This window comes from Nocardioides nanhaiensis (assembly GCF_039542785.1).
GTDB lineage: Bacteria > Actinomycetota > Actinomycetes > Propionibacteriales > Nocardioidaceae > Nocardioides > Nocardioides nanhaiensis.
Genome location: NZ_BAABIM010000003.1, coordinates 578,195 through 594,212 on the forward strand (window position 1 = coordinate 578,195; position 16,018 = coordinate 594,212).

Consider the following 16,018-nt stretch of genomic DNA (forward strand, 5'->3'; position numbering starts at 1 on the left):
ACCTCGGCCGAGCCCCGCAGGGCGAGGGTCCGCTCAGGTCAGAGGTCAGCGACCCGGGGTGCCACCTCGGTGCCGAGCAGCTCGATGCCACGCAGCAGGTCGTCGTGCGCCAGACGCGGGTTGGTCATCTGCAGCGAGACGCGGTCGACGCCCCCGAGCTGGTCGGCCACCCGGCCCAGCTTCTCGACGATCCCGTCGGGGTCGCCCAGGAAGAACGCGCCGTCAGGGCCGCTGGTGGCGTCGAACTGGGCACGCTGGGGGGCCGGGAAGCCGCGCTCGCGCGAGATGGTCGTGAACATCTCGTGCCACCCCGGGTAGATGGTGTCGGCTGCCTGCTGGCGGCTCTCGCCGACGTACCCGAACACGTGCAGACCCACCTGCAGCGAGGCCGGGTCGTGCCCGGCCTCCGCGCCGGCGCGGCGGTACAGGTCGACCAGGGGCGCGAACCGGCGCGGCTCGCCGCCGATGATCGCGACCATCAGCGGCAGACCCAGCAGACCGGCCCGCACGAAGGACTCCGGCGTGCCGCCGACGCCCACCCAGACGGGCAGGGGGTCCTGGAAGGGCCGCGGGTAGACGCCCTGGTCGCGCAGCGCCGGACGGTGCCGACCCGACCAGGTGACGCGCGGCTGGTCACGCAGCGCGAGCAGCAGCTCGAGCTTCTCGGCGAACAGCGAGTCGTAGTCGGCCAGGTCGAGTCCGAACAGGGGGAAGGACTCGGTGAAGGAGCCACGGCCGACCACGAGGTCCATCCGACCGCGGGAGATCAGGTCGAGGGTCGCGAACTGCTGGAAGAGCCGGACGGGGTCGACCGCGCTGAGCACGGCAACCGCGCTGCCGAGACGGATCCGGGAGGTGCGCGCCGCGGCCGCTGCCAGGATCACCGGCGGGGCGGAGTCGTAGTACTCCTCGCGGTGGTGCTCGCCGATGCCGAAGGAGTACAGGCCCGAGCGGTCGGCCAGCTCGATCTCCTCGAGCAGGTGGGCCAGGCGCTCGGCGGCGCCGACCTGGTGGCCGGTGGTGGGGTCGGTGACCCGCGAGACGAAGCTGTCGACGCCGATGTGCACGAGGTTCCTCCTGGACGGTGCGGCCTGCTGGACGAGCGATCAGTTGATCAGTTGATCAGTCAACCACTGCGGTCGGGCGATGATTCCGGCGAGCCCCACGGGGTAACGGCGGGCTGGTCACCATCACACACCCGACCCGTCCCAGGAGGACCCATGAGCACCCCCGACCACGCCGACGACGTCACCACCGCCCCGCAGCTCGACGACCCCACCGAGCAGGACGGCGCCGACGAGGGCACCTCCTCCGACTGGTCCGACGAGGGCGGCGCGACCCAGGAGGGCCCCGCGACCGACAGCCCCGCCGCCGACAGCCCGGCTGACGACGCCGGGTCCGAGGAGACGTGAGCGGCGTCGCGCGCACCCTGGACGCCACCCCCGAGCAGGTGTGGCAGGTGCTTTCCGACGGCTGGCTCTACCCGCTGTTCGTGGTGGGCGCCTCACGCATGCGCGAGGTCGACGACGCCTGGCCGGCCGCCGGTGCCTCGCTGCACCACTCGGTCGGTGCGTGGCCGGCCCTGCTCGACGACACGACGTCCGTCGTGCGCTGCGACCCGCCCTCGCTCCTGGAGCTGCGGGCGCGCGCGTGGCCGGCCGGTGAGGCCGCGGTGACGTTCCACCTGGAGGCGGTGGCGGAGGGCACGCGCGTGCGCGTGACCGAGGACGCCGTCAGCGGCCCGGGGCGCCTGGTGCCCTCCCCCGTCCGGCGCGTGCAGCTGGCCTGGCGCAACACCGAGACCCTGCGCCGCCTGGCCTACGTGGTCGAGGGTCGGCTCGCGGATCCGACGACGGGCCCGACGGGCGACTGAGGCTCCGCAGCCGCCGACTGCGCGGCGACCGAGAGCGCCGACCGCACGGCCGTGTCGTGCTCGACGGCGTCCTGGTGGGCGGCCGCGGACCGCTCGCGGTGGTCGCGCAGGCGTCGGACGGTCTGCTCCACCTGGCGCTCGACGTAGCCGACCGAGGTGGTGACGTGGCGGTCGCGCGCACCGCGCTGACGGTGGTCCTGCACCCCGAGGGCCACGGCCGCTGCCAGGCCCACCAGGCCGAGCAGCGCGAAGGCACCGGCGACGGCCACGAGCAGCAGACCCACGACGCCCACCCCGAGCGCCGCGGCGGCCGCCGGTCGCCACCACGACGCCACCGACACCGAGGCGTGCGCCCGGTCGCGGGTCTCCTCACGCCAGCCGGAGTCCTGCGCGCCGTCGGGGGTCACGGTCAGCACGCGGTCGCCCCGCACGGGCAGGGCGACCTCGCGCTCGGGAGGTGCGGCGGCCTTCGCCAGCAGGTCCCGCCCCGTGCGCTCCAGCACGGGACCGAGCACCTGCAGCGCCACCGCGTGGCGCGCGACGTCGGCACCGCGCAGATCCTCCGTCAGCAGGTCCACCGCCTCCCCCAGCGGGTCGTCCCAGCGCCGCTCGTCGGAGGTGCTCGCCGTCAGGCCACCCATCCGGTCACGGGCCCGGCGCATGCGGGTCAGGATGTCGGCCTCCAACGGCGCTCCCTCGTCGACCAGCTGGCGCAGGCAGTCGGCCAGCGGGTCCTCGGGCTCCTCGACGTCCGTGGCACCGGCGCCGGTCGGCGCGTCCTGCCGGTCCCGGGGGCCGAGGTCGTCGACGCCCAGTGCGGAGGCGGCTCCGGGACGGGGCGCTCCTGGCGATCGGGAGGGCTGGGTGCGACCCTCCACCCAGCGCCGGAGCGTGGCCAGCCGGCGGGCCGCGACCTCGGTGGGCAGCAGGTCGCCGCGCTCGTCGGTGTGGCCGGCGAGCACGGCCACCACGGCCTCGGTCGCGAGTCCCTCGACCCGTGCGCGCAGCGTCTCCAGCAACCGGGCGCGCGCCTGGTCGCCGAGACGTCCCTCGGCCACGCCCACCCAGATCACCCGCTCGGCGCGCGACACCGCGGACTGCCGCGGGAGCAGTGCCTCGAGCAGCGCGGGGCTGTGCACCGGCTGTCGACGGATGGCCTCGACGAGGGTGACCAGGAGGATGGTGCGTCGCGGGTCGCGTCGCCGTGCCTCCGCCAGCTGCTCCTCGACGGCCTGCACCTGCCCCGGGTCACCGGCCGCAGCCACGGCGCGGGCGGCGGGCAGCAGCCAGTAGCCCGGCACGTCGGCGGGCTCGGCCACCCCGAACGGTCGTCCTCCCACGATGGTGGCGGCCACCACCTCGCGGGCGTAGCGCCGCACCGCGGCGGCGTCGGCGTGCTGCCCCAGCTCGCCGCGCACGTCCTCGTACTCGACGAAGGCGACGAAGGCCTCGCGGAGGCTGTCGATCTGCTGCTGCAGGCTGCCCGACTGGCGCTGCAGCTCGGCGGTCAGGCGCTGGCGCTCCCGAGCCGCGGACGCGCTCAGGCTGGCGATGCTCTCCTCCGCCTCGCGGATCCGCCGGTTCTGCGCCCAGTCCGCCCAGTCACTCATGAGGCCAGGCTCCCCCGCGATCGTGCCGTGCAAACGCCGCCGGCGCGGTGCCCGGGCGTCAGTGCGCGCCGAGGAAGCCGGTCAGCAGGTCGGTCACCTCGCCCGGCTTCTCCAGGGTGCTGGAGTGGCCGCACCCGCCCAACCGCTCCAACCGGGCGCCGGCCACGGCCGCTGCGATGGCCGCTCCTCGGCGCGGCGGCGTCGGCTGGTCGTGCTCACCCACCACCACCAGGGTCGGTGCGGTGATCCGGCTCAGCTCGGGCTCCACCGAGCGTCGGGTCACCACCCCGACGACGGCGCGCGCCACGCCGGAGCGCGGTTGGCGGGCGAGGCCCGTCAGCCACTCCTCGACCACCGCCTCCCGGCGCGACGAGGCCAGGAAGTCCGGCCCGAACATGATCTTCTCCACGGCCGGCCGCACCGGCCCGATGCCGGCGACCCGGAAGACCCCGGCCAGCGCCAGGTCCTCCACCAGGGCGCGACGGGTCTCTCGGGCGGCCGACGTGTTGAGCAGGGTGAGGCTGCGCACCAGGTCGGGGTGCCGCGCCGCGAGGCGCATTCCGACGAAGCCGCCCATCGACAGGCCCACCCAGTGCACCGGGCCCACGGCCAGGTGACTCACCAGCGCGGCGGCGTCACCGGTGAGCGTGTCCATGTCGTACCCGCGCGCCCCCCGGGGCTGCGGAGGCGAGTCCCCCTGGCCGCGCCAGTCGACGCTCACGCACCGGTAGCGCTCCCGCAGCACCTCCACCTGCGGGTGGAACATCCACCCCCGGAAGAGCAGGCCGTGCCCGAGCACCACCGTCGGCGCGTCGGGGCGCCCCGCGGGCGCACCGGTGTCGTGGTAGGCGATCGTGGCGCCGTCGTCGCGCGTCAGGGTGGGCACGGGGTGATCCTGCCGCACCTGCGTTCACCGGGTCGCACGGATGCCGCGGTAGATGCCGCGGCGCACGACCCAGGGCTGCAGCGCGTGGTCGACGACGCGCCGCGGGATCCGCACGCCACGTCCCCCGGGTGTGAAGACCACCAGCCCGTCGTCCATCGGCCCGAGCACCGAACCCCAGCGGCGCCGCGGTGGGCGGTAGGCGCGCGCCGGGCGCCCCCGCACGGTGGCGACGACGTTGCGCGCCACGAGCTGCCCACCCTGGTTGCGCGCCGAGGTGCGCAGCGGGTCGGTGGCGGCGACGTCGCCCACGGCCCACACGTCGGCCTGGCCCGGTACCTGCAAGGTGGGGTCCACCTGCACGAACCCCTGCTCGTCCAGCAGCTCCGGCGGCAACCACGCGGTGTGCGGCCGCACCCGGCCCACCGCCCAGACCACCGCGTCGGCGTCGACGGGCTCCTGGCCGGTGCTGAACCGGACCGGTCCCTCCCCCGGGCCGGTCTCCTCGCCGCGCTCCACCTCGGGCGGCAGCACGGCGCGATGGCCCGGGCGCAGCCGCACCCCCAGCCGCTCCAGGCGCGCGCGGACCTGCGCCCACACCCGGCGGTGGTGGTGCGGCAGCGCGTGCTCGCCGGGGAAGTACAGCGTGACGACGGACGCCCGCTGCACCTGGGCCAGCTGTGCCGCGGTCGCCACCGCGGCCGCGCCTCCCCCGACGACGGCCACGGTCCGCGCGGCCGCCACGCGCGCGTGGGCGGCGGCCAGGGCCTCGTCGAGCTCGTCCGCGCGCTCCAGGGTCCCGTGGCGCCAGAACCCGTTGGCCACACCGGTGGCGACGACGAGCACGTCGTAGGGCTCGCTCGCCTGCTCCCCCGCGGCGGTCCGCAGGTGCACCCGTCGCTGCGTCAGGTCGAGCCCGGTCAGGCTCGCGTGCACCGTGCGGACGCCGTCGAGCCCCCGGAACCGGTCGAAGGGCACCCGGTACTCGCGCGCCCACGCGTCGGGCCGGGCCAGCCGCAGGCCCAGCTCCTGACCGCTCACCAGGCCCGGCCGCGCCGAGATGCCCACCACCTCCACGAGCGTGCGGTGCCGCGCCAGGTGCAGGGCCGCCAGCACGCCGGCGTCGCCCAGACCGGCGACGACGACCCGCACGCGACTCACCCGGGCTGCCCGCTCACCCCGGTGCGCGGGGCGCGCGGCGGCCGGGGCAGGAACCGCGAGATCCCGGCCACCGCCTGCGCGTACTCGGGGCGGCGCTGCACGCTGCGCTCCTCCATCATCGGGATGCTCGCGCCCAGGAACATCGCGAGCATCGCCGCCGTGCCGACCAGCACCCACCACGCCCCGGGATCCGCTGCCAGCCCGAACAGGGCCAGCGAGAACCAGAAACCCAGCTCGCCGACGTAGTTGGGATGCCGCGACCACGCCCAGAGCCCCTGCGTCATCACCTGGCCCGGACGGCGGGTGCGCACGAACCGGTGCATCTGCAGGTCGGCCACCGTCTCCAGCGCCACGGCACCCAGCCCCACGAGCAACGCCACGACGTCGAGCCACCCCACGGGCTGCTGGCCGCGCGTGACGACGACGTAGACCGGCAGCGTGCCGAGGAAGACCTGCAGGGTCGGTACCAGGTGGATGCCGCCCAGGTCGGCGAGCAGCTCCGCGCGCCCGGCCCGCTCGCGCAGCAGCGGGTAGCGCCAGTCCTCGTGGTGCAGGCCGGGCCAACCGCGCAGCCAGTTGGCGGTGAGGCGCACCGCCCACACCAGGATCAGCCCCATCACCAGCCACCAGCGCACGGGGTCGGTGCCGGCGTCGGCGGCCAGCCACCAGTAGAGCGCCAGCAGCGGTGGGACCACGCTCCAGTAGGCGTCGTAGAAGCTCGAGTTGCGGTGCAGCCTGCTGGCGGCGAAGACCACGAGCGTGGCGACCACGTCGGCGATCAACGCGTCGAGCCACAGCCGACCCGTGTCGGGGCCGGCCAGCAACCAGGCGGCCCCGGCGCCGATCGCCAGCACGTAGGCCACGGCCACCCGGGTCAGCGAGGCGCTCCTGCTGAGCGCGGGGCGGGTGCTCGTCTGCTCGTCCACCCGCCGCAGCCTAGGGCAGAACTAGTACGTGTTCTAGAAATGTGGCCGGCTCAGGATTTCCCCGGTCGGCCGGGGACTGTGCAGGTTGTCGGCCGAAATTCAGGCCGACAAGTTCGGGGATACCCGGTCGGCCGGGTAAACCCGAGGCTGGTGGGACACGTGGGACGACCGGGCCGCGCCTCAGCGCTTGCGCTTCTCCCGCGGACGCTGGGTGAGCACGATGGGCGTGCCGACGAACCCGAACTCCTCACGCAGCCGCCGCTCCACGTAGCGCTCGTAGCCGGCCTCCAGCTTGCCGGTCGTGAAGAGCACGAACGTGGGCGGCGCGGTGGAGGCCTGGGTGCCGAACAGGATGCGCGGCTGCTTGCCACCGCGCACGGGGTGCGGGTGCTCGGCCACGAGTCGGCCCAGGAAGGAGTTGAGGGCGCCGGTGGGCACCCGGGTCTCCCAGCCCTCCAGGGCCCGCTCGATCGCGGGCACCAAGCGGTCGATGTGCCACCCGGTGCGGGCGGTCACGTTGATCCTCGGCGCCCAGTGCACCTGCACCAGGTCGCGCTCGATCTCGCGCTCGAGGTAGTAGCGGCGCTCCTCGTCGACGAGGTCCCACTTGTTGAACGCGATCACCAGCGCGCGACCGGACTCGCGCACGGTCTGCAGGATGCGCACGTCCTGCTCGGAGATCGACTGGCCGCCGTCGACGACGAGCACCGCCACCTCGGCGCGGTCGATGGCGGTGGAGGTGCGCAGCGACGCGTAGTACTCGTGCCCCGAGGCCTCCTTGACGCGCTTGCGGATGCCGGCGGTGTCGACGAAGCGCCACACCTTGCCGCCGAGCTCGACCAGCTCGTCGACGGGGTCGACGGTGGTGCCGGCCACGTTGTCGACGACGACGCGCTCCTCACCGGCGAGCTGGTTGAGCAGCGAGCTCTTGCCCACGTTGGGCTTGCCGACGATCGCGACGCGGCGCGGACCGCCCACCTCGCGCTCGGCCTCGGGAGGAGGCTCGGGCAGGGCGGCCAGGATCGCGTCGAGCATGTCGCCCGAGCCGCGGCCGTGCAGCGCGGAGACCGGCCACGGCTCCCCCAGCCCGAGGTTCCACAGGCCGTAGGCCTCGGCCTCGGTGCGGGTGTCGTCGACCTTGTTGGCGGCGAGCACCACGGGCTTGCCGGAGCGCCGCAGGATCTTGACGACGGCCTCGTCGGCGTCGGTGATGCCCACGGTGGCGTCGACCACGAACAGCACGGCGTCGGCCAGGGTCACGGCCACCTCGGCCTGCCCGGCGATCCGCTCGGCCAGACCGCGCGCGTCGGGGTCCCAGCCGCCGGTGTCGACGACGGTGAAGGCGCGTCCGTTCCAGTTGGCGTCGTAGCTCACCCGGTCGCGGGTGACGCCGGGGATGTCCTCGACGACGGCCTCGCGCCGGCCCAGGATGCGGTTGACCAGCGTCGACTTGCCCACGTTCGGGCGGCCGACGACGGCCAGGACCGGCACCGGGCCCTGCGCGTGCTCCTCGGACGGGCCATCGGACGGGCCATCGGACGGGCCATCGGACTGGCCCTCGGGCTGCTGGGGCTCGTGCTCACTCATGCGGACTTCTCCGTGACTCCACTGCCGGGGTCGGGCTCGTGCTCACCTGCCGGCAGCGGCCCCGGCAGGCTCCGCCCGGTGGTCTCGAGAGCCTCGGCCAGGTCGTGGAGCATCCTCTCACGCAGGAGCGTGGAGGCCTCGCCGACGGCGTCGCGGGTGCGCGGCCACGGGGTGCGCTGCAGCGTCACGGGCTGGCCGAACCACAGCTCGAGCAGGCTGCCGCGCGGCGGCACCGACCCCGAGTGGCCGCCGGGCACCCGGGTGCCGAGCATCGTGGTGGGCACCACCGCAGCGCCGGTCACCATCGCCAGGTAGGCGGCGCCGCGGTGGAAGAGCTCCAGCTCGCCCGCACCGCGCGCCCCCTCGGGGAAGATCCCGACGACGCCGCCGTCGCGCAGCACCCGCAGGCTGGTCTTCACCGCGCCGGGGTCGGTGTGGAAGCGGTCGAGCGGGATCTGGCCGGCCCGGTGCAGGAAGGAGCCGAGCCGGCGGTTGCCGAACATCTCGTGCTTGGTGAGCGCGTGCACGGGGCGCGGAGCGAAGATCGCCAGGATCGGCCCGTCGATGACGCCGACGTGGTTGGCGGCCAGGATGACCGGCCCCGTGGCGGGCACCCGCTCCGCGTGGTGCAGCTGCACGCGGTACCGCGTGCGGATGATGCGGCGCGACGCCGCCCGCCAGTGGTGCAGCCGGTAGGTGTCGGGGTGGGGCACCTCCCGGGTGCGCGGCAGCTGGTCGTGCTCCTCCGTGTCCCCCGGGCCGGGGGTCACGTGGCCCCCTCGACCTGCTGGGGCACCAGGGAGACGACCTGGTCGACGACCTCCTCCAGCGTGAACGGCGTGGTGTCCAGGTGCACGGCGCCGTCGGCGCGCACCAGCGGCGCCGTCGCGCGGCCGGAGTCGATCCGGTCGCGCTCGAGCAGCGTCTCCTGGGTCGCGGTGAGGTCCGAGCCGCCCTCCTCGGCGGCGCGGCGCGCCGCGCGGGCGGCGGCGTCGGCGGTCAGGTACACCTTGACCTCGGCCTGCGGCCAGACCACCGAGGCGATGTCGCGGCCCTCGACGACGATGCCGGCGGCGCCGTCGTGCAGGCTCGCGGCGATCACCGCACGCTGCAGGTCCAGCAGCCGCGCGCGGACGGCGGGCACCGTGCTGACCGGCGAGACCGCGCGGGTCACGGCCTCGCTGCGGATCTGCGTGGAGACGTCACGGCCGTCCACCGTGATCGTCGGGCCGGTCGGGTCGGTGCCGGACTCCAGCGCCGGCTCGGCGGCGCGCGCCGCCACCGCCTCGGTGTCGTGCACGTCCACGCCGTGCTCGAGCATCCACCAGGTCACGGCCCGGAACTGGGCGCCGGTGTCGAGGTAGGCCAGGCCGAGCCGCTGGGCCACCTGGCGGCAGGTGCTGGACTTGCCCGAGCCGGAGGTGCCGTCGACGGCCACGACGAGCGGGCGCGCGGCGGGCGGCGAGGCGTCGGTCACGGGCGAGAACACTACCCGTGGGTCACCCATCCCCTCGATTCCAGGGACGTGTGCAGGTGGGCCACGCGGTCGGCGGCGACGACGAGCTCGACCTGACCGACCTCGCGGGCGAGGTCGTGGTCGATGCGCAGGTCCTCGATGTTGACCTCGCTCGCGACGGCGTCGGCGAAGAGCCGTGCCAGCTCGCCGGGGTGGTCGGGCACCTGCACCCACAGCGAGGCCATCGGTCGCGGGGGGCCGCCGTGCTTGCCGGGGATCGCCCGTGTTCCGGCGACGCCGGCCTCGAGCACGCGCACCAGCGCCTCGCGGTCGCCGCTGCCCACGACGTCGATCACCTGCTGCAGCTGGTCGCGCACCTCGCCCAGCAGTCCGAGCACCGCCTCCGCGTTCGCGCTGAGGATCTGGCCGTAGAGCGCGGGGTCGCCGGCGGCCACGCGCGTCACGTCGCGCACGCCCTGGCCCGAGAGCTGCAGGTGGTGCTCGGGGGCCTCGGCCAGCCGGCCGGCTGCCAGCGAGGCCAGCAGGTGCGGCACGTGGGAGGTGCGTGCCACCGCCCGGTCGTGCTCCTGCGGCGTCAGCCACACCCGGGCGCCGCCGCAGACCTCCACCAGGCGCTCGACGAGCTCCACGGCGTCCGGGTCGGACGTCGAGTGCGGGGTGATCGCCCACGGGCGGCCGTCGAACAGCGACGCCGACGCCGCCAGCGGGCCGGAGCGCTCGCTGCCGGCCATCGGGTGGCTGCCCACGTAGCGGTGCGACCGCGGGTGCGCGGCCACCGCCTCGAGCGGTCCGGTCTTGACGCTGCCGACGTCGGTGACGACGGCGTCGTCGCGACCACCCTCGCCCAGCACGCGCTCGATGACGGCGCCCAGGTGGTCGGGCGGCACGGCGACGACGACCAGCTGCGGGGCGTCCTCGGGCCGGCGTGGGCGGCCGGCGCCCAGCTGCGAGGCGGTGCGCAGGTGCTCCTCGGCCACGTCGGTGAGCAGCACCTCCAGACCGGCACGGCGGCAGGCGAGCGCGATGGAGGTTCCGAGCAGACCGGTGCCGACGACCTCGACCGGCCCGTCCAGCCGGGCCGGTCCGCCCCCGGCACCCGGGGTGCTCACGCCTCGTCGGGCACGGCGTGGACCCGCGTCAGGTCGCGGCGCAGCGCCGCGGCGCCGTGCAGGTAGACGTGGGTGACGTCCGCGCGGGTCAGGTCGGTCTCCACGTGCGCCATCATCCGCACCACCCGCGGCATCGATCCCGCGATCTCGAGCTCGCGCGCACAGATCAGCGGCACGTCGCCGAAGCCCAGCCGGCGCGCGGCGTAGGCGGGGAACTCGCTGACCAGGTCGCTCGTGGAGGTGAAGACGATCGAGATGAAGTCCTCCACCTCGAGCTGGTTGGAGGTCATCACCCCGGTCACCATCTCGGCCACGCGCTCGAGCAGGTGGTCGCGCTCGTCGACCTCCAGCTGGGTGGCACCCCGTACGGCTCTCACTCGCGCTCCCACGTGAGGAGGTTAGCGGGGCTGGTAGCTCCCGAACGACCAGTGGTTGCCCTCCGGGTCGCGCACGTCGCCGCCGCAACCGCCGTAGCCCTGCTCAGCCATCGCGCGCACCACCGTGGCCCCCGCCGCCACGGCCGCGTCGAACACGACGTCGGGGTCCTGCACGACCAGGTACACCGAGGAGGCTCCGGGCGCGGCGACCGGGCTACCTGGGCGGGGCGAGCCGAACATCAGCCCGCCTCCCCCGGGGTGCACCCACTCGGCGTGGACCACCACCGTGGGGTCCTCCTCGTCACGGTAGGTGGCGTGCTCGGCGAAGCCCACGGCGCGCAACCAGGCGATCATCGCGTCGCAGTCGCGGAACGTCATGCTGGGCCACAGGCGCGTCTCTGCTGCACTCATGCGGGTCACCCTGGCAAGACGTCGACCACCGCGTCTTGAACGAAGGGGAGCTCTCGTCGCCGCCACTCCCCCGGACCGACGCCGGCCAGCTCGCGCCAGTCCCGGGTCAGGTGCGACTGGTCGCTGTAGCCCGCCTCGGCCGCCACCGTCTCCAGCGGACGGGCGGGGTCGCGGGCCAGTCGGTGGCTGCGGGCGAACCGGGCCAGTCGCAGCACCTGCTGGGGCGGCAGGCCGCTCTCGGCCACCACCAGGTCGCGCAGGTGGCGGCGGCTGTAGCCGACCTCGTCGGCCACCTGCTGCACCCCGGCTCCGCGGGTGAGCAGTGCCAGCGACCGACCCACCTCGGGCCGCGGGGCGTAGCCCCCGTGCCGCTCGAGCGCACCCAGCAACGCCGCGACGACGACGTCGGACCGTCGTTGGCGCGGCGCGCCCGCGAGCTGCTCGGGCAGGTGGCGCAGCGCCGGGTCCACGTCGCCCAGGTCGACCATCCGGCCCGCCAGCTCGGCAGCGGGCACCCCCAGCAGCGCCCGGGCACCGGTCAGCGTGAGGGCCAGCTGCACCCCGACCTGGCGCTCGCCGTGCCGGATCTCGGCCGGCCGGAGGGCCAGCCCCGACGTCGTCGCCCACGAGCTCACGCGGGTGGACTCCGCACCCGCCCATCCGACGTCGAGCCGCTCCTCGAGCGGCAGCACGACCGTGCCCGTCGGAGCGGGCATCCCGATCTGCACCCCGGGGCCGCCCAGGTCGACGTCGTAGACGACCAGGGAGTCCAGGTGGGGGCGCAGCGCCGGGTGCACCTACATCCTCGCCGACTCCAGCAGCGCCCCGAGCTCGTCGAGGGTCAGCTCGCGCAGCTGACCGGAGGCCAGGCCGGTGATGTCGACCGGGCCCAGCTCGGTTCGGGTCAGGCGGCGTACCGGGTGGCCCACGTGCTCCAGCAGGCGCCGCACGATCCGGTTGCGGCCCTCGTGGATCACCAGCTCCACGATCGACTTGGCGCGCGCGTGGGCGATCAGCCGCACCCGGGTGCAGGCGACCGGACCGTCCTCGAGCGTCACGCCGTCGAGCAGCTGCTTCACGACGTGCTTGCCGACGTCGCCCTCCACCTCGGCCACGTAGGTCTTGTCGACCTCGTAGGAGGGGTGCGCCATCCGCTGCGCGAAGTCACCGTCGTTGGTGAGCAGCAGCAGGCCCGAGGTGTCGGTGTCGAGGCGGCCCACGTGGAAGAGCCGCTCCCCGGGCACCTCGCCGCGGGCCTCGCGCACGACGTCGTCGAGGCTGCGGCGTCCCTCGGGGTCGCTCATGGTCGAGACCACGCCGCGCGGCTTGTTGAGCACCAGGTAGACGTGATCGCTCAGCGGCGGCAGCCGCTTGCCGGAGACCCGGATCACGGCGGTGCGCGGGTCGACCTTGGTGCCCAGCCGGGTGACGACCTCGCCGTCCACCTCCACCTCGCCGTCGAGCATCAGCTCCTCGCACTTGCGCCGCGAGGCCACGCCGGACTGGGCGAGCAGCTTCTGCAGGCGCACCAGCCCCTCGTCGTCGGTGCTGATCTCACGGTGGGTGCGGCCGGGCTGCGGTGGGCGGGTCATGACTCCTGGGAGGGTACGGGGTCCGCCGGTGGCTCGGGGCTCGTGGGGCCCGGCCCGGCGAGCGCGGCCAGGTCGTCCTCCAGGTCGGCCATGTCGGGCAGGTAGGGCGCCAGCTCGGGCAGGTCGTCGAGCGAGGTGACGCCGATCCGCTCGAGGAAGTAGCCCGTGGTGCGGTAGAGCATCGCGCCGTGCTCGCCGTCGCCACCGGCCTCCTCGACCAGGCCGCGGGTGAGCAGCGTGCGCATCACGCCGTCGACGTTGACGCCGCGGATGGCCGAGACCCGGGCCCGGGTGACCGGCTGCTGGTAGGCCACCACTGCCAGCGTCTCGAGTGCGGCCTGGGTGAGCCGGGCCTGCTGCCCCTCGAGCACGAACGCCTCGACGACGTGCGCGAACGCCTCGCGGGTGTAGTAGCGCCAACCGCCCGCCACGTTGCGCAGCTCGAAGCCTCGCTCCTGCTCGTCGTACTGCGCGACCAGCTCGGCCAGGGCGGCCCGCACCTGCTCGACAGGGTGCCCGGTGGCCGTCGCCAGCGTGACGTCGTCCAGCGGCTGGTCGGCCACCATCAGCAGCGCCTCCAGCGCCGGGTGCAGGGGGGCCAGCGGCACCTCCAGCGCCTCGGACAGCTGCTCGGGCTGCTCGGGCTCCTGGGTCACGGGGTCTCCTCGGGGTCGTCGGGCTGCTGCGCGGTGGCCGGGGGCGGGGCGCCGTCGAACTCGTCGACCACCAGGTCCTCGGTGCTCACGTCCTCATCGCCGGTCCAGCGGATCGTCAGCTCACCGAGGGCGGTGGCCTGCTCGAAGGCCACCGCGCCCTCCCGGAAGAGCTCGAGCAGGGAGAGGAACCGGGCCACGGTGGTGAGCGTGTCGGGAGAGTCACCGCACAGCGCGCGGAAGGTGACGGTGCCCGTGCGGCGCAACCGCTCGACCACCAGCGCCGCCTGCTCGCGGACGCTGACCGTGCTGGTGTGGATGTGCGCCAGCCCCACCTGGGGCTCGGGCTTGGGCGCCAGGGCGCGGGCGGCCAGCGCGGCGAACTGCTCCAGGCCGATGCCGATCAGCACCTCGGGCAGCAGCCCGGCGTAGCGCTCCTCCAGGCCCACGGCGCGAGGGTGGCGCCGCGCCTCCCCCGCCAGCCGGGTCTCGAGCACCGCGGCGACCTGCTTGAAGGCGCGGTACTGCAGCAGCCGCGCGAACAGCAGGTCGCGCGCCTCGAGCAGCGCGAGGTCCTCCTCGTCCTCCACGTCGCCCTGCGGCAGCAGCCGCGCCGCCTTCAGGTCGAGCAGCGTGGAGGCCACCAGCAGGAACGACGTCGTCTGCTCGAGGTCCCAGGTGGGGCCCAGCGCCTTGACGTGGGCGATGAACTCGACCGTCACCTGGGAGAGCGAGACCTCGGTGATGTCGAGCTTGTGCTTGGAGATCAGGCTCAGCAGCAGGTCGAAGGGGCCCTCGAAGTTGTCCAGGTGCAGCGAGAAGGCGGGTGCGCCCTCGCCCTCGGCCGAGCCGGACCCGCTCACTCCTCGGTGAGGCGGCGCACCAGCGCGCTCTCGCCGCCGTGCGCCTCCAGGTCGGCCAGCACCATCGAGACCGCCTCGCGCACCAGCCGGCCGCGGTCGACGGCGAGCCCGTGCCGGCTGCGCAGCACCAGCCGGGCCGACTCGATCTCGAGCAGCTCCTCGCCGGTGACGTAGACGGTCATCTTCTCGTCGTGCCGCACCCGTCCGCTCGGCCGCTTCGCCGTCGCCGCGTCGGCCGCGGCCTGCTCGGCGGGGGCGTCGGGAACAGCCCGCACCCGACGCGGCTTCCCCACCACGTCGGGTGCGCGAGCACCGGGGGTCCCGGGCGCGCCCTCGGGCGCGACGGTGGGACGGAACAGGTCGTCGGCGGAGGGCAGGTTCACCCGTCGAGCCATCGGGCGAGCACCTCCTTGGCCAGCTGGCGGTAGGCGTCGGCCCCGGTGGAGTCGCTGGCGTAGCTGGTGATCGGCTCGCCGGCCACGGTGGAGTCGGAGAACTTCACGGTGCGGCGGATCACGGTGTGGAACACCTGGTCGCCCCACGCCTGCACCAGGCGCTCCATGACCTCGCGCCCGTGCAGCGTGCGCCCGTCGAACATCGTGCCGAGCACGCCGTCGATCTCCAGCTTGGGGTTGAGCCGCTCGCGCACCTTGTCGATGGTGGTCTTGAGCAGCGCCACGCCGCGCAGCGCGAAGTACTCGCACTCCAGCGGCACGATGACGCCGTCGGAGGCCGTCAGCGCGTTGACGGTCAGCAGGCCGAGCGAGGGCTGGCAGTCGATCAGCACGACGTCGTACTCGCCCAGCGCCGGGGCCAGCACGCGCTGCAGGGTCTGCTCGCGGGCGACCTCCTGGACCAGCTGCACCTCGGCGGCCGAGAGGTCGATGTTCGAGGGCAGCAGGTCCATGCCGGGCACGCCGGAGGGCACCACGACGTCGTGCAGCTCGACGTCGCTCTGCATCAGCAGGTTGTAGACCGTGAGGTCCATCTCGTGCGGGTTGAGTCCCAGCCCGACCGAGAGCGACCCCTGCGGGTCGAAGTCGACCAGCAGCACCTTGCGGCCGTGCTCGGCCAGGGCGGCGCCGAGGTTGATCGTGGTGGTGGTCTTGCCGACCCCACCCTTCTGGTTGCACATCGAGACCACGCGCGCCTGGGTGTGCTCGGAGACCGGCGGCGGGTCGGGCAGCAGCGGCACCGGCCGGCCCGTCGGGCCGAGCGGACGCTCGTCGGGTGCGGGGGCCGGGACCGCCGCGGCGGCCGGGGCAGGCGCCGCCGGTGGTGCCGGGCGCTCGAAGGGCAACGTCTCGCCGAGCGCCTCGTCGACGGTCCTGCGTGGCTGGGGGGTGTGCACCCGCGGCGGCATCTGGGGCGCTGCCCCTCCGCCGTAGCCTGCGAATCCTCCGCTGTCGTTCATCTGCCGCCCCTTCCCCGGACGCCGATGCTGCTGTCTGGACCCATCACACAATGTCGACAACGCGACATCCGGGAGGCGCGCC

Annotated in this window: 19 protein-coding genes; 2 read left to right on the top strand and 17 right to left on the bottom strand. The window is 74.5% G+C overall.

Translation table 11 applies throughout. The features are described from left to right. Positions 1–38 precede the first annotated feature (38 nt). Positions 39–1,067: an Atu2307/SP_0267 family LLM class monooxygenase gene (locus ABD948_RS16885; RefSeq protein WP_345267953.1), complete on the bottom strand. Its 1,029-nt coding sequence runs from the start codon at positions 1,065–1,067 to the stop codon at positions 39–41. A gap of 153 nt (positions 1,068–1,220) precedes the next feature. On the opposite strand from ABD948_RS16885, the gene ABD948_RS16890 reads away from it, so the two are divergent. Both ABD948_RS16890 and ABD948_RS16895 read left to right on the top strand, forming a co-directional pair. After that, entirely contained in the window at positions 1,221–1,412 is a 192-nt protein-coding gene (locus ABD948_RS16890) for a hypothetical protein (RefSeq protein ID WP_345267955.1), read from the top strand. Then, positions 1,409–1,873 carry an SRPBCC family protein gene (locus ABD948_RS16895; RefSeq protein WP_345267957.1) on the top strand — a complete coding sequence of 155 codons (465 nt, stop codon included), beginning with the start codon at positions 1,409–1,411 and terminating at the stop codon, positions 1,871–1,873. The genes ABD948_RS16890 and ABD948_RS16895 overlap by 4 nt, the downstream gene beginning before the upstream one ends. On the opposite strand, the gene ABD948_RS16900 is transcribed toward ABD948_RS16895, so the two are convergent. From ABD948_RS16900 to ABD948_RS16975, 16 genes are all read right to left on the bottom strand, one after another. Then, positions 1,819–3,483 carry a hypothetical protein gene (locus ABD948_RS16900; RefSeq protein ID WP_345267959.1) on the bottom strand — a complete coding sequence of 555 codons (1,665 nt, stop codon included), beginning with the start codon at positions 3,481–3,483 and terminating at the stop codon, positions 1,819–1,821. The genes ABD948_RS16895 and ABD948_RS16900 overlap by 55 nt on opposite strands. Before the next feature lie 58 nt (positions 3,484–3,541). Beyond that, positions 3,542–4,369: an alpha/beta fold hydrolase gene (locus ABD948_RS16905; protein ID WP_345267960.1), complete on the bottom strand. Its 828-nt coding sequence runs from the start codon at positions 4,367–4,369 to the stop codon at positions 3,542–3,544. Positions 4,370–4,393: 24 nt separating this feature from the next. Next, on the bottom strand, positions 4,394–5,527 hold the full coding sequence (locus ABD948_RS16910) for an FAD-dependent oxidoreductase (RefSeq protein WP_345267962.1): 1,134 nt from the start codon (positions 5,525–5,527) through the stop codon (positions 4,394–4,396). After that, positions 5,524–6,453, bottom strand: coding sequence for a DUF1295 domain-containing protein (locus ABD948_RS16915; RefSeq protein WP_345267964.1), 930 nt, complete (start codon positions 6,451–6,453; stop codon positions 5,524–5,526). Before ABD948_RS16915 ends, ABD948_RS16910 begins: the two co-directional genes overlap by 4 nt. A gap of 180 nt (positions 6,454–6,633) precedes the next feature. Beyond that, complete coding sequence (gene der / locus ABD948_RS16920) at positions 6,634–8,040, bottom strand: ribosome biogenesis GTPase Der (protein ID WP_345267966.1); 1,407 nt, start codon at positions 8,038–8,040, stop codon at positions 6,634–6,636. Then, a complete protein-coding gene (locus tag ABD948_RS16925) occupies positions 8,037–8,810 on the bottom strand; it encodes a lysophospholipid acyltransferase family protein (RefSeq protein ID WP_345267968.1) in 774 nt (257 codons plus the stop codon). Before ABD948_RS16925 ends, der begins: the two co-directional genes overlap by 4 nt. Next, on the bottom strand, positions 8,807–9,517 hold the full coding sequence (cmk, locus tag ABD948_RS16930) for a (d)CMP kinase (protein WP_345267970.1): 711 nt from the start codon (positions 9,515–9,517) through the stop codon (positions 8,807–8,809). Before cmk ends, ABD948_RS16925 begins: the two co-directional genes overlap by 4 nt. An 11-nt stretch (positions 9,518–9,528) precedes the next feature. After that, the gene (locus ABD948_RS16935; protein ID WP_345267972.1) at positions 9,529–10,626 is read right to left on the bottom strand and encodes a prephenate dehydrogenase; all 1,098 of its coding nucleotides are present in this window, start codon (positions 10,624–10,626) and stop codon (positions 9,529–9,531) included. Beyond that, a complete protein-coding gene (gene aroH, locus ABD948_RS16940; protein WP_345267973.1) occupies positions 10,623–11,003 on the bottom strand; it encodes a chorismate mutase in 381 nt (126 codons plus the stop codon). The genes ABD948_RS16935 and aroH overlap by 4 nt, the downstream gene beginning before the upstream one ends. 21 nt (positions 11,004–11,024) lie before the next feature. Further along, a complete protein-coding gene (locus ABD948_RS16945) occupies positions 11,025–11,414 on the bottom strand; it encodes a VOC family protein (RefSeq protein WP_345267975.1) in 390 nt (129 codons plus the stop codon). Positions 11,415–11,419: 5 nt separating this feature from the next. Beyond that, the gene (locus tag ABD948_RS16950) at positions 11,420–12,211 is read right to left on the bottom strand and encodes a helix-turn-helix domain-containing protein (RefSeq protein ID WP_345267977.1); all 792 of its coding nucleotides are present in this window, start codon (positions 12,209–12,211) and stop codon (positions 11,420–11,422) included. Continuing rightward, a complete protein-coding gene (locus ABD948_RS16955; RefSeq protein WP_345267979.1) occupies positions 12,212–13,006 on the bottom strand; it encodes a pseudouridine synthase in 795 nt (264 codons plus the stop codon). It lies immediately after the preceding gene. Beyond that, positions 13,003–13,662 (bottom strand): SMC-Scp complex subunit ScpB, encoded by a 660-nt coding sequence (scpB, locus tag ABD948_RS16960; RefSeq protein ID WP_345267981.1) that lies wholly within the window; start codon positions 13,660–13,662, stop codon positions 13,003–13,005. The genes ABD948_RS16955 and scpB overlap by 4 nt, the downstream gene beginning before the upstream one ends. Beyond that, complete coding sequence (locus ABD948_RS16965; RefSeq protein ID WP_345267983.1) at positions 13,659–14,522, bottom strand: segregation and condensation protein A; 864 nt, start codon at positions 14,520–14,522, stop codon at positions 13,659–13,661. The genes scpB and ABD948_RS16965 overlap by 4 nt, the downstream gene beginning before the upstream one ends. After that, entirely contained in the window at positions 14,519–14,917 is a 399-nt protein-coding gene (locus ABD948_RS16970; protein WP_345267985.1) for a hypothetical protein, read from the bottom strand. The genes ABD948_RS16965 and ABD948_RS16970 overlap by 4 nt, the downstream gene beginning before the upstream one ends. Then, complete coding sequence (locus ABD948_RS16975; protein ID WP_345267987.1) at positions 14,902–15,936, bottom strand: ParA family protein; 1,035 nt, start codon at positions 15,934–15,936, stop codon at positions 14,902–14,904. Before ABD948_RS16975 ends, ABD948_RS16970 begins: the two co-directional genes overlap by 16 nt. Between the last annotated feature and the right edge of the window lie 82 nt (positions 15,937–16,018).

What these genes read in the sequence shown, in the direction of transcription:
- ABD948_RS16890 (WP_345267955.1), top strand. Translation starts at nt 1,221, where the DNA reads ATGAGCACCCCCGACCACGCCGACGACGTCACCACCGCCCCGCAGCTC.
- ABD948_RS16945 (WP_345267975.1), bottom strand. Translation starts at nt 11,414, where the DNA reads ATGAGTGCAGCAGAGACGCGCCTGTGGCCCAGCATGACGTTCCGCGAC.
- ABD948_RS16955 (WP_345267979.1), bottom strand. Translation starts at nt 13,006, where the DNA reads ATGACCCGCCCACCGCAGCCCGGCCGCACCCACCGTGAGATCAGCACC.
- ABD948_RS16970 (WP_345267985.1), bottom strand. Translation starts at nt 14,917, where the DNA reads ATGGCTCGACGGGTGAACCTGCCCTCCGCCGACGACCTGTTCCGTCCC.
- ABD948_RS16975 (WP_345267987.1), bottom strand. Translation starts at nt 15,936, where the DNA reads ATGAACGACAGCGGAGGATTCGCAGGCTACGGCGGAGGGGCAGCGCCC.
- ABD948_RS16900 (WP_345267959.1), bottom strand. Translation starts at nt 3,483, where the DNA reads ATGAGTGACTGGGCGGACTGGGCGCAGAACCGGCGGATCCGCGAGGCG.
- der (WP_345267966.1), bottom strand. Translation starts at nt 8,040, where the DNA reads ATGAGTGAGCACGAGCCCCAGCAGCCCGAGGGCCAGTCCGATGGCCCG.